Consider the following 12,417-nt stretch of genomic DNA (forward strand, 5'->3'; position numbering starts at 1 on the left):
TCACCGCTCCTTCACCGCGCCGCCCTCGCATGGCGGCGCGCAGCACACCGTACACCAGTAACGGGGAGACAAGCATGACCGCCACCACCGCAGACGTCCCGGTGCAGCCGCCGGGCGCGTCCTTCAACTTTGCCGCGCACCTGCTGGCGTGCAATGCCGGGCGCGCGGACAAGACCGCCTATATCGATGACGACGGCCAGCTGACCTACGGCGAGCTGGCACAGCAGGCGCGGCGCGTGGCCGCCGCGCTGCTCGGCGCCGGCGTGCGCCGCGAGGAACGGGTGCTGCTGCTGATGCACGACTGCACCGATTGGCCAGCGAGCTTCCTCGGCGCGATGTATGCCGGCATCGTGCCCGTGGCGGTCAATACGCTGCTGACCGTCGATGACTACGTCTATATGCTGCAGCACAGCCGCGCACAGGCGGTGCTGGTGTCGGCGGCGCTGCTGCCGGTGCTGCAGGACGCGCTCGCACGGCCCGGGCATGAAGTGGCCACCGTGTTCGTATCGCGCGCGCAAGGCCAGTTGCCTGAGGGCATGGTGTCGCTCGACACGGTGCTCGCCGCGCAAACCCCGCTGGCAGTGCCCGCCGCGACCAGTTGCGACGATCCGGGCTTCTGGCTGTATTCGTCAGGCTCGACCGGACAGCCCAAGGGCGTGGTGCACAGCCATGGCAACCCGTACTGGACCGCCTCGCTCTACGCCGGTCCGGTGCTGGGCCTGCGCGAGGACGACATCTGCTTTTCCGCGGCCAAGCTGTATTTCGCCTACGGCCTCGGCAATGGCCTGAGCTTTCCGTTGAGCGTTGGCGCAACGGTGGTGCTGATGGCCGAGCGGCCCACGCCCGAGGCGACCTTCCGCCGCTGGCTGGAACACAAGCCCACGGTATTCTTCGGCGCGCCCACCGGCTACGCCGGCATGCTGGCCCATCCTGCATTGCCCGCGCGCGCCGACGTGGCGCTGCGGCTGTGCTCGTCGGCCGGCGAAGCATTGCCCGCGGAGATCGGCCAGCGCTTCACCGCGCATTTCGGCTGCGAGATCATCGACGGCATCGGCTCCACCGAGATGCTGCACATCTTCCTGTCCAACCGTCCCGGCCGGGTGCGCTATGGCACCACCGGCTGGCCGGTCCCGGGCTACTCGATCGAGTTGCGCGACGAATCCGGCCAGCCGGTGCCCGACGGCGAGATCGGCGACCTCTTTATCCAGGGCCCCAGCGCCGCGATGATGTACTGGGCCAATCGCGAGAAATCGCGCGAGACCTTCCGCGGCGGCTGGACCAAAAGCGGCGACAAGTACGTGCGCAACGCGGACGGCACCTACAGCTACGCCGGACGCAGCGACGACATGCTCAAGGTCAGCGGCATCTACGTCTCGCCGTTCGAGGTCGAGGCCACCCTGGTGCAGCACCCCGCCGTACTCGAAGCGGCGGTGATCGGCGTGCCTGACCAGGAGGGGCTGATCAAGACCAAGGCGTTCGTGGTGCTCAAGTCCGGCGCGCAGCTTGGCGACGGCGAGCTGAAGGCCTTCGTCAAGGAGCGGCTGGCCGCGTACAAGTATCCGCGTGCGATCGAGTTCGTCGACACGCTGCCCAAGACCGCCACGGGCAAGATCCAGCGCTTCGTGCTGCGCGAGCGCGAGCTGAAGGCCGCCGCAGAGCGCGCCGTTGCAGTGGCGTGAGCACGCGCCATCCCACCATACCGGAGACAACCCATGCGTCAGATCGATGTCCACCAGCTGGCCGACGAGGCCCGCTTCAACCGCTTCCATGCGCAGATCCTGTTCTGGTGCGCGCTGATCATCATCTTCGACGGCTATGACCTGGCCGTCGCCGGCATCGCGCTGCCGTCGATCATGAAGGAGATGGGCGTGACCGCCACCAGCGCGGGCTTCATGGTCAGCTCGGCACTGTTCGGCATGATGTTCGGCGCGATCTTCCTCGGCACCGTGGCCGACCGCATCGGCCGCCGGCGCGCCATCGCCATCTGCATCGGCCTGTTCAGCGTGTTCACGGCGGCGGCTGGCTTTGCCGGCGATCCGGTCACGTTCAGCGTCACGCGCTTCCTGGCGGGGCTGGGCATCGGCGGCGTGATGCCCAACGTGGTGGCGCAGATGACCGAGTACTCGCCGCGCAAGCTGCGCGGCACGCTGGTGACGCTGATGTTCAGCGGCTATTCGGTCGGCGGCATGCTGGCCGCGCTGCTGGGCAAGGGCCTGATCGAGAGCTACGGCTGGCAGTCGGTGTTCCTCGCCGCCGGGCTGCCGGTGCTGCTGGTCCCGCTGGTGCTGCGCGCGCTGCCGGAATCGATGCCCTACCTGATCCGCACCAGGCAGACCGCCATGCTGCAGTCCGTGGTATCGCGGCTGGTGCCGTCGCACCGCCCGCAGCCGGACGACGTCTTCACCCTGCCCGCCGACGAGGGGGACGAAAAGACGGCCGGCAGCGCGCCGATCCGCCGCCTGTTCCAGGATGGCCGCGGCTTCAGCACGGCGATGTTCTGGGTGGCGTTCTTCATGTGCCTGTTCATGGTGTACGCGCTCAGCTCGTGGCTGACCAAGCTGATGGCTGGCGCCGGCTACACCCTCGGCTCGGCTTTGACCTTCGTGCTGGTGCTGAACTTCGGCGCGATGATCGGCGCCGTCGGCGGCGGCTGGCTGGCCGACCGGCTGCCGATCAAGCATGTGCTGATCGGCATGTACGCGCTGGCCGCGATCTCGATCACGCTGCTGGGCTACCCGATGCCGAGCGCCGCGCTGTTCGTGGTGGTGGGACTGGCCGGTGCCTCGACCATCGGCACGCAGATCGTCACCTATGCCTATGCCGGCCAGTTCTACCCGATGGCGGTGCGCGGCACCGGCATCGGCTGGGCCTCGGGCGTGGGCCGCAGCGGCGCGATCCTGGCGCCGATCGTGATCGGCGTGCTGGTGGGGATGTCGCTGCCGCTGCAGCAGAACTTCATGGCGATCGCGATTCCCGCGGTGATCGCGGTGCTGGCGGTGTCGCTGATCAACCACCGGCGGTCGGCCTCGGCGCAGGGGGAGACCGAGCAGGCGGCCGTGGGGGCTGCGGTGAAGCAGGCTTGAGTCTGATCTCACTCGTCGGCATAGCCACGGCCGGCCCTCTCCCCTGCCCCTCTCCCGCAAGCGGGAGAGGGGAGCCAATCGAGGCGTGCATGCTGCCGGCATGCAGACTATCTGCTGCCCTTCACCGTCGTATATGCGGTGATCAGGTTGCGGTAATCCGGGATATTGGCTTACTCCTGTGAAAACGGGCACGGCCGGAGGATTGCCCACCGGCCGTGCCCAGGGGTGAATAGCCATCCCAATGGGGCTGATGTCAGCGCTGCGAGTCCAGCACCTCGTGCTTCTTCTCGACTTCCTGCGCCTTCATGTAGCTTTCGATCAGCAACTGATAGGCGGGGAAGATCTTGGTGTAGACCTCGGCCCATTGCTGGGCGTCCGGGCGGTTCCAGCTCTGCTGCAGCTCGGAGGCCACTGCTGCGGTATCCATCGGCACCACGCCGGCCTGGACGATGCGCGCCAGCGTGATCTCCTGAGCCATCTTGGAATAGGTGCCGGAAGCGTCGACCACGGCGAACACCTTGTAGCCGTCGGCGACCGCGCTGATCGACGGGAAGGCCATGCAAACGCTGGTGATGGTGCCGGCGATGATCAGCGTCTTCTTGCCGGTTTCGCGCACCGCGGCGACAAAGTCGGGGTTGTCCCACGCGTTGATCTCGCCCTTGCGCGCGACATATCTGGCATGCGGGGCGTTCTCGTGAATCTCGGGAATCAGCGGGCCGTTGGGCCCTTGCGGCACCGAGGCCGTGGTGATGACGGGCAGCTTGCACAGCGTTGCCATCCTGGCCAGCGCGGCGGCGCGCAGGCGCAGTTCGGGCATCGGCATGTCGCCCACGGTCTGGAACAAGCCGCTCTGGTGGTCGATCAGCAGCATGGCCGTATCGGCGGGATCGATTGCGGGGCGCTTGCCATTGAAATTGGCGGGGGTGGTCATCTCGCTTTCTCCTTGCATGGTGGACGAGGATGGGTGGCCGTGGCGTCCAATGCCGCGTAACCAACCGTGTGGCAAAAGCATAGGTCTTGGCAGATGGCCCCGGTAGGCTCGAAAATCTGCTCTCAGCGTCCTACTGGCAGGACGACAGGAGCCCCCGTTGCATCCAGACCTCAACGACCTGTACTACTTTGCGCAGGTAGTCGACCACCAGGGCTTTGCGCCCGCGGGGCGCGTGCTGGGGATCCCCAAGTCCAAGCTGAGCCGGCGTGTGGCCATGCTGGAAGAACGGCTGGGCGTGCGCCTGATCCAGCGCTCGACGCGCCGCTTTTCCGTGACCGAACTGGGGCAGACCTACTACGCTCACTGCAAGGCGATGCTGGTCGAGGCGGAGGCCGCCGAGAGCGCGATCGAGCGCACCCGTGCCGAACCCAGCGGGCTGGTGCGCATGACTTGCCCGGTGGCGCTGTTGCATACCCGCGTGGGCGAGATGATCGCGGATTTCATGGCCGCCAATCCGAAGGTCACGGTGCACCTGGAGGCCACCAACCGCCGCGTGGACGTGGTTGCCGAAGGCGTGGACCTGGCCATCCGCGTGCGCGTGCCGCCGCTGGACGACAGCGACCTGGTGATGCGCGTGCTGGCCGAGCGTGCGTGGTGCATCGTGGCCAGCCCCAGGCTGGTGGAGAGCCTGCCCCCGCTGCTGACGCCGGCCGACCTGGACCCGCTGCCGACGCTGGACCTGGGTCCGCCGCGTCCCACGCATGTGTGGGCGCTGCACGGCCCCGACGGCGCCAGCGCCGAGCTGCACCACAAGCCCCGCCTGGTCACCGACGACATGATCATGCTGCGCGCCGCCGCGATGGCCGGCGCAGGGCTGGTGCAACTGCCGCTGATGATGGTGAGTGACGAACTGCGCGAGGGCCGCCTGGCCAGGGTGCTGCCCGGCTGGTCGATCAAGGGCGGCGTGATCCACGCGGTGTTTCCGTCGCGGCGGGGACTGCTTCCGTCAGTGCGCGAGCTGATCGATTTCCTGTCGCAGCGCTTCGCGCAGATCAGCGAAACCTGAGCGTCGGGAGCGGCCCCCACGGGGTGCTCTGCCCGGCATGCGGGCAGGACCGGCGCAGAAGTGGTATCATGCGGGTTCTTACGCATGGATCGGGCAACGCCCGACGCCAGTGCGCCCGCCGCAAGACAATCCCACAAGAAGCATATCGGCGGCGGCCCGGGCTTGATCCCGGCACTCCCTGGGCGGCATCGCCCATCACCCTACCCGACCGGCGGCACGTCCGCTCCGCAACCACTGCGCCCCTTGTAGCGCACCGGCTTGCGCAGGCATGGTCCACTTCCCGCCAGACTCCCCGCTTGCGCCGTGCGCGAGCCCCGACGCTGGCCTACAGCAACGGCGAACGGTCGCTACCCTGCGCCGCCTGCATCGCACCGATGCACCGCGCCGCCCGCGGCCGCGCCTCATGAACAGGCACACATTGAAGCAAAGCAGCCACAACCACCATCAACGCCAGGACAACAGCCGCATCCACAGCCCGTACACCGTTTCGGTCTACCCGATCCAGCAGGAACCCGGCCTCTGGTTCGCGACCTACATGATCGCCGAATACCGCAACGGGGCCGAGCGCATCGTCGCCAACGTCGCCATGCGCCACGACACGCACCGCTCGGAAGCCCACGCGCGCCAGTCAGCCCGCCGTGCCGGCGAGCGCGCCGCGGCGCGGCTGCGCCTGCAGTAACGCCTATTCCCCGGCCGCAAGGCCGTCACAACAGCGTGCGCCGTGCCGGCGCCGCTCACGCAAGGAGCCTCCTTGGCTAAAGAAGAACTGGTGGAATTTGGCGGCAAGGTATCGGAAGTCCTGCCGGACAACCGTTTCCGCGTGATCCTGGAAAACGGGTTCGAAGTCTGGGCCTATTCGTCCGGCCGCCTGAAGAAAAACCGCATCCGGGTGTTGGCGGGCGACCGCGTCACGCTGGAAATGTCGCCTTACGACCTGACCAAGGGCCGTATCAACTATCGACACAAGTCGTAGTTGGCATGCTTCGCCACGGCATGCGCCGCAGCGGCGCATGCCGTCCCGCAATGATCCACCTCACCGCAAAGGAGAACCGACCATGTCGATCATCGAAGAATGGGAATTGCTGCACCTGACGCCGGACGGCTGGCAGGCAGGCACCTACCGGCATACCCCGTGGCAGGAGGTACAGATCGAGCCGCCGGCGGCCGGCGTACTGACCGTGAGGCGCCACGTCACGGCCACCTATTGCGGCCCGTCGCGCGCGGTTGAAGACCGTACGCCCGAAATCACCGATATGGCACTGATCGAAGCACTGCTGGAGCGCCACGGCGCCCCGGTGTTCAAGATCTGACTGAAGTCCTGCCGCGTGCCGCCTGAGCACCGCTGAGCGCCGCCTCAGCCCACCACGCGCACATGCGGCCGTCCGGTCCGGAGGCCGCTGCCAACCGGCCTCAGTTCGCCGTCCCACGGCACGGCGCCGAGGTCCAGCACATAGTCGCCCTCGCGCGCCTTGTCATGCAGATTGTCGCGCACCACCTGGCCGATGGCCAGCCGGCACAGCGCTTCGCCGCTGGCGCCAAGCTGGTCCGGCAGTGCATCGGCTTCGGCCAGCACGGCGAATGCGCGCCGCCCGGCCCCGACAAAGCTGGTGAAGAGCACGCCGGTGGGCCGCTGCGCATCGATGAAGCAGACCGCGACATGGTAGGTGATGCCCTTGCCCTCGCCGGGCAACGTGCACAGAAAACCGGATGATCCCGAACGCGTGTCCATGAACGAATTCCCTGCTGGCTGACGGATGCTGTCGCGCACCGTGGCGCCAGGCGGCATCGTGCCGCGTTGATGGGGAGAAATGATGGCGAGAAAGACTGCTATCGCATCGTGACCAGCGACACCCCCGGCACCGTGCCGTTGATGATGTCCTCGGCATAGCGCAGTGCGCCGCGGCGCGCGCCGCCCACGTTGTCCCAGGGCGCGGCATCCAGGCGGAAGGTGCGTGCCTGCGCGCTTTCAGGCGATTCGCCGGCCAGGCAGATCACCACGGCCGCATCGAACGAGCGGTCCGGCCTGGGCTCCGGCCACACCCGCGCGACGGCATGCTTGTACACCAGGGGATAGACGTCATATCCCTTGTAAGTCGCAGCTGGATAAACGTCCATGACAGCCTCCGCGGGTTGGTGGTCTTCCCCTCACTCTACGCCTGTTGCAGCATCAACAGTGGCTTTATTTCTGTTTGTCCCTCCCTGGACAGACTCCGATTACTGTGGTCCGGCATTCGATGCAGCGCGGCTTGCGCAGCGCTGCACTGAATTCTCATATGCCCAAGGACTTGTCCATCAACGCCACGCCTGGGTGAACTCGCTGATTACTCTCTCCAGGTGGGTGCGCATTGCCGCCCGCGCCGCCGTCCCGTCGCGGGCCATCACGGCCGCGAAGATCCGCTGATGGTCTTCCTGCGAGGCCAGCCGCAGCCCGGTGGTATGGAAGTGGTCCTCGATCTTGCCCCACAGGGGATCGCTGCGCCCGCTGTCCCACAGTGCGGTGACCATGTGCAACAGGACCCTGTTGCCGGTCGATTCGGCAAGGCACAGGTGGAACTGGCGGTCCGCCGCCTCGTTGGCCTGCTTGTCGTCCATGTGCTCGCGCATCAGGCTCAGGGCCGAGAACATGCGGTCAAGGTCGCTGTCCTTGCGTTCGCTGGCCGCCAGGCCGGCGACTTCCGATTCGATCAACGCCCTGGCGCGCAGCGTTTCGATAGGCCCCGGTCTCCAGGTCAGTTCGAACGGCTCGGGGCCGGGCGCCGGTGTCTCCGCGCAGACGTATATTCCCGAGCCGCCGCGCACTTCCACCAGCCCCTGGACCTCCAGCGCGATGATCGCCTCGCGCACCAGGGTGCGGCTGACGCTGAACCGCTCGGCCAGGGTGCGTTCGGACGGCAGCCGCATGCCAGCCGAGAACTCTCCGGATGCGATCAGCGCGTGCAACTGGCTGGCCAGGCCCAGGTAAGACCGGTCGCTGGCAGCAGGTGGGTTATCGACTGCTGGACGTGTTGCAAGCTCGTTTGTGGAATTTCGCATCGCAGGAAAGGCGGTGGCGGCCCGGTGTCATCACCGGTGGACCACGTGTCACAAAAAAACGTACCGATTGAGGCACAGCGCTTGGTCACGGATCGGCCGCCGAATAGTAGTTCGCATGTGGCATGGGCTGGCGCTGATGCATCCCATGGTAAACCTTGAGGGCAAAACTGGGCAACCGCTTCATAATTGGTGAACCAGGCAACCTTGGTTTGGTTGACCACATTATCGGGCGCCCGCCCCCGAAGGAAGCTCCACCCATGAAGATGTCGTTCCGCTGGTTTGGCACGTCCGACCCGATCCCTCTCGAATACATCCGGCAGATCCCGGGCATGACCCATATTGTCTCGGCCATCTACGACGAGCCCGTCGGCGAGGTTTGGCCGCTGGACAAGATCCTGGCGCTCAAGGCCACCATCGAGGCGGCGGGCTTGCGCTTCAAGGTGGTGGAGTCGGTTCCCGTCCATGAGGACATCAAGCTCGGCAAGGCGACGCGCGACCAGCTGATCGCCAATTACCAGCAGAACATCAGGAACCTGGCCGCCGCGGGCATCGAGGTCATCTGCTACAACTTCATGCCTGTGTTCGACTGGACCCGGACGGAACTGGCGAAAAAACTCGATGACGGCTCGACCTGCCTAGCCTTCAGCACCCGGGAGGTCGAACAGATCGATGCCAGCCAGGGCATCGCCCTGCCCGGCTGGGATTCCAGCTACCGGCCAGGGGAGCTGCAGTCGCTGCTTGCCGAATACCGCGACATCGACGAAGCCAGGCTCTGGGAGCATCTGGAATATTTCCTGCGCGCGGTCATTCCCGTGGCGCAGGAGTGCGGGATCAAGATGGCCATCCATCCGGACGATCCGCCACGCCCCATCTTCGGACTGCCGCGCATCGTCAAGAACCGCGACGACCTCGCACGCATCCTCGGCATCGTCGACACGCCGGCAAACGGCCTGACGCTGTGCGCGGGCTCGCTTGGCGCCGGCCCACAGAACAACGTCGAGGCGCTGGTGCGTGAGTTCGGCGGCATGGGACGCATCCACTTTGCCCATATCCGCAACGTCAAGATCACGCCCGAAGGGGACTTCGAGGAAACCGCCCACCTGTCGAGCTGCGGATCGCTGGATATCGCGGCGATCGTCAAGGCGTACCACGACGTCGGCTTCCAGGGCTATTTCCGCCCCGACCACGGCCGCATGATCTGGGGCGAGACGGGCAAGCCGGGATACGGCCTCTATGACCGGGCACTCGGTGCGGTCTATATCAACGGGATGTGGGAAGCGATTGAAAAGACGGCCTGAAGCGCCGTGGGGCTGCGGCCCTGTCAAAACATAATGGGAGACCTGTCATGACAATCACCAAGAAATCGCCGGTGAATTCGCGCCGTTCGGCGTTGATCCTGGGCATCGCTGCGCTCGGCCTTGGCGCGCTGACGGCGACTGCCAGCTGGGCACAGACCACATGGCCGACCAAGCCGGTAACGCTGCTGGTCGGCTTCCCGCCCGGCGGGCAGACCGACTTCGCGGGACGTGCGCTGCTTAACGGCCTGCAGAGTTCGCTCGGCCAGCCGTTCGTCATCGACAACAAGGCCGGCGTGAACGGCAATATCGCATCCGTAGAGGCAATGCGCGCGCCGCCGGACGGCAGCAAGCTGCTGGTAGGCAACGGCTCGATGACGATCATGCCGCACGTCTACACCAAGCTCGGCATCGTCGACCCACAGAAGCTGACACCGATCGGCGTCATGCTGCAGTCTCCGCTGGTCCTCGTGGTGCCGGCCAGTTCGCCCATCAAGACCTACGCGCAGTTTGTCGAGGAGGTGAAGGCGCGGGACAAGTCGGGCAAGACCCTCGACTATGGCTCGGGCGGCACCGGCGCCCTGCCGCATGTCACGATGGAACTGCTGCGCGAGCGCATGGGCGGCCCGAAGATGAACCATGTGCCTTACAAGGGCAGCAGCCCGGCGATGGTCGACCTGATGGCCGGACGCCTGGATGCGATGTTCGATGCGACCTCGGTCGTCGCGCCCTTCATCAAGTCGGGCCAGCTGCGGCCGCTGATGGTCACCGGACCCAAGCGCGTGGCGATGATCCCGGATGTGCCGACGGCCACCGAGAGCGGCATCAAGGACTTCACCATCATCTCGTTCATCGGCTTGTACGGGCCGCCGGGCCTGAGCCCCGACATCGTCAAGAAGGCCAACGGCGCCCTGAATACGGCGCTGAAGGACCCGGCCGTGGTCAAGAGCATCGTCGACCGCGGCGACGAACCCGGCGGTGGCACGCCGGAGCAGCTCGCCACCCTGACCCGCACTCACTACAAGATGTGGGGCGATGTGGTGAAGGCAAACAACATCACGGCTGATTAAGCCAGCACAGCCGCTGATAGCGGCCGCATGACGGTCAAGAGCCGGCAAGAGTCGGGAAGACAGACAACCTCCACGTGGCCGGGCAAATCAGCCTGCCCGGCCACGGGACTCGCCTTATCCAGCCAGCTTACTTGACGCAGGCGAGGTTGACGGCAAGGCCGCCCCAGTCGGTGGCCTGGTTGTTGTCCACCTGGACCTGCAGCTTGTCGTTGTGGAGAATGGTCCCGGAGGGCATCTCGCGGCTGCAGCTCTGCAGGCCGTTGGTCACTTTGCAGCTCAGGCTGCCGACCTCCGACAGGATCACTGCAGCACCCGCTCCCGTCACCTTGTACACCGAGATGTCCAGCGACCCGTGCACCTTGCCGAGCGTGCTGGCAGTCAGCTTGACCTGGCTGCAGTCGTAGGGAATCACGACACCGAAATCCGACGGCAGAGGCACCGCACCGCCCGAGCCGGTCATGGCATAGTGGCCGCGGCTGAGCGTATCCGGCACGTTGAAGTTGCCGTTGTAGACGGTCCCTGTCGTCATCGTCACGCCGGAAGTCGGCCACTTGCCGTCCTGCTTCGGCCCGTACAGCGTCGAAGTCGAGGTATCGAAATAGAAGTCGCCATCGACACCGATGCTGTCGGCCGGCGCACCGCTGCCGTACAGGATGTGACCGCCATTGCCGACGGTGCCCCCACCTGTACCGCCAGTCCCGCCCGTGCCACCCGTGCCGCCGGACTGGCCGACCAGCGAGACCCCCTGCGGCCACTGGTCGTTGGCCTTGGGCCCATACAGCGTCCAGGTGTTGGTATCCAGGTAGTAGTCGCCATTGTTTCCGACGCTGTTGTCCGGAGCGCCCGCACCCGTCAGGACGGTGCCGCCGCCAGGTCCAGACGAGCCGCTGCCGCCGCCCAACGGGACGCCCGGCGGCCAGGTGCCATCCGCCTTGGGTCCGAACAGTGTCGAGGTGGTGGTGTTGATGTAGTAGTCGCCGTTATTGCCGACGCCGTCGGTCGGATCGCCCGAGCCGGACAGGATGGTGCTGCCGGCCAGACCCGTATTGCCGCCGCTCCCGGTGTTGCCCTGGGAGCCGGTGCCGCCCGCCGGCCCGGCTATCGACACCCCTGCTGGCCAAACGCCGTTTGCCTTGGGCCCGAAGAGCATCCAGGTCGAAGTCTTGAGGTAGAAATCCCCGTCCTTGCCGATATCGGGCCCCGGATCACTGGTCCCCGACAGCATGGCGGCAGGATCTGTCTTGGGCGCGGTCGATTCTGTGTTGCCTGGCGTGGTCGTGGCCGGTCCTGTGTTGCCCGGCGAGGTCGCGGCGGACGTGGCACTGGCAGGCGCCGAGTCCCCGCCTCCCCCGCAACCGGCGACTGTGACGATCAGACAGGCAAGCGGCACGGCAGCCAGCCTCATGTGGATGCGTTTCATGGATAACCCCCTTTTTCCCGGCTTCTTGTAGCCACGTTGAAATCCGATGGCTTGCGCTAGCGCCAACGATGCGTTCAATCTAGATGGCGGAATTGGAAAGAAAAATCGCCCCTATGGACGAGCGCCGGATATGCGGCACGAGGCCTGCAGCGCGATCGGAATTCTTGAGGAACGGGTCGGAAAAGGATGCCCGGAATGCACGATGGCCCAATACATGGGCCACGTTGACGGGGGCTTGTGAATTCCCGCAAAGCCTTTGTGCATAAGGCTTTGCGGGCCATCGATGTAACTATTGCGGGCTCAGGCGCGCGCGGCCGGCAGCAGCATTCCGATCCCAGGAAACCGGCGCATTTCCGCGTGAGACCGCGAAAGAATCAGCGTCAGACGACTCCGCCGAAAGGATGCTTAGAAAATGAAACATCGGGGCACCAAAGCGCTGCCCATTCTTGCGGTGCGCTTGCTACGCACGTGATGAATGACGATGACGGGCCCGACTGGCTGGTACAAGATGCCTCGTCT

General features: G+C 65.9%; 13 protein-coding genes. 8 read left to right on the top strand and 5 right to left on the bottom strand.

The features are described 5' to 3' along the window. The first annotated feature begins 74 nt into the window (after nucleotides 1-74). Entirely contained in the window at nucleotides 75-1,679 is a 1,605-nt protein-coding gene (locus VSR71_RS27810; protein WP_342916985.1) for a benzoate-CoA ligase family protein, read from the top strand. Nucleotides 1,680-1,712: 33 nt separating this feature from the next. Beyond that, complete coding sequence (locus tag VSR71_RS27815; protein ID WP_342916986.1) at nucleotides 1,713-3,083, top strand: MFS transporter; 1,371 nt, start codon at nucleotides 1,713-1,715, stop codon at nucleotides 3,081-3,083. 253 nt (nucleotides 3,084-3,336) lie between these two features. On the opposite strand, the gene VSR71_RS27820 is transcribed toward VSR71_RS27815, so the two are convergent. Further along, a complete protein-coding gene (locus VSR71_RS27820) occupies nucleotides 3,337-4,014 on the bottom strand; it encodes an isochorismatase family protein (protein ID WP_342916987.1) in 678 nt (225 codons plus the stop codon). Nucleotides 4,015-4,171: 157 nt separating this feature from the next. Between VSR71_RS27820 and VSR71_RS27825 the strand changes: the two genes are divergently transcribed. From VSR71_RS27825 to VSR71_RS27840, 4 genes are all read left to right on the top strand, one after another. After that, nucleotides 4,172-5,080, top strand: coding sequence for a LysR family transcriptional regulator (locus VSR71_RS27825; RefSeq protein WP_342916988.1), 909 nt, complete (start codon nucleotides 4,172-4,174; stop codon nucleotides 5,078-5,080). A gap of 418 nt (nucleotides 5,081-5,498) precedes the next feature. Beyond that, entirely contained in the window at nucleotides 5,499-5,759 is a 261-nt protein-coding gene (locus VSR71_RS27830; RefSeq protein WP_342916989.1) for an isochorismatase, read from the top strand. Nucleotides 5,760-5,831: 72 nt separating this feature from the next. After that, nucleotides 5,832-6,053: a translation initiation factor IF-1 gene (infA, locus tag VSR71_RS27835; protein WP_008646230.1), complete on the top strand. Its 222-nt coding sequence runs from the start codon at nucleotides 5,832-5,834 to the stop codon at nucleotides 6,051-6,053. A gap of 82 nt (nucleotides 6,054-6,135) precedes the next feature. Beyond that, nucleotides 6,136-6,390, top strand: coding sequence for a translation initiation factor 1 (locus tag VSR71_RS27840; protein ID WP_342916990.1), 255 nt, complete (start codon nucleotides 6,136-6,138; stop codon nucleotides 6,388-6,390). Nucleotides 6,391-6,434: 44 nt separating this feature from the next. Here VSR71_RS27840 and VSR71_RS27845 read toward each other — a convergent pair whose 3' ends face one another. From VSR71_RS27845 to VSR71_RS27855, 3 genes are all read right to left on the bottom strand, one after another. Further along, a complete protein-coding gene (locus VSR71_RS27845; RefSeq protein WP_342916991.1) occupies nucleotides 6,435-6,809 on the bottom strand; it encodes a hypothetical protein in 375 nt (124 codons plus the stop codon). A gap of 98 nt (nucleotides 6,810-6,907) precedes the next feature. Further along, nucleotides 6,908-7,195 carry a hypothetical protein gene (locus VSR71_RS27850; protein ID WP_342916992.1) on the bottom strand — a complete coding sequence of 96 codons (288 nt, stop codon included), beginning with the start codon at nucleotides 7,193-7,195 and terminating at the stop codon, nucleotides 6,908-6,910. A gap of 177 nt (nucleotides 7,196-7,372) precedes the next feature. Continuing rightward, entirely contained in the window at nucleotides 7,373-8,113 is a 741-nt protein-coding gene (locus VSR71_RS27855; protein WP_342916993.1) for a FadR/GntR family transcriptional regulator, read from the bottom strand. Between the two features lie 257 nt (nucleotides 8,114-8,370). On the opposite strand from VSR71_RS27855, the gene uxuA reads away from it, so the two are divergent. Beyond that, on the top strand, nucleotides 8,371-9,411 hold the full coding sequence (gene uxuA / locus VSR71_RS27860) for a mannonate dehydratase (protein WP_342916994.1): 1,041 nt from the start codon (nucleotides 8,371-8,373) through the stop codon (nucleotides 9,409-9,411). A gap of 47 nt (nucleotides 9,412-9,458) precedes the next feature. After that, a complete protein-coding gene (locus VSR71_RS27865; protein WP_342916995.1) occupies nucleotides 9,459-10,478 on the top strand; it encodes a tripartite tricarboxylate transporter substrate binding protein in 1,020 nt (339 codons plus the stop codon). A 127-nt stretch (nucleotides 10,479-10,605) separates the two neighbouring features. Here VSR71_RS27865 and VSR71_RS27870 read toward each other — a convergent pair whose 3' ends face one another. After that, on the bottom strand, nucleotides 10,606-11,898 hold the full coding sequence (locus VSR71_RS27870) for a hypothetical protein (RefSeq protein ID WP_342916996.1): 1,293 nt from the start codon (nucleotides 11,896-11,898) through the stop codon (nucleotides 10,606-10,608). Between the last annotated feature and the right edge of the window lie 519 nt (nucleotides 11,899-12,417).

The sequence above is a fragment of the Cupriavidus oxalaticus genome, assembly GCF_038900635.1.
Classification (GTDB): domain Bacteria; phylum Pseudomonadota; class Gammaproteobacteria; order Burkholderiales; family Burkholderiaceae; genus Cupriavidus; species Cupriavidus oxalaticus_B.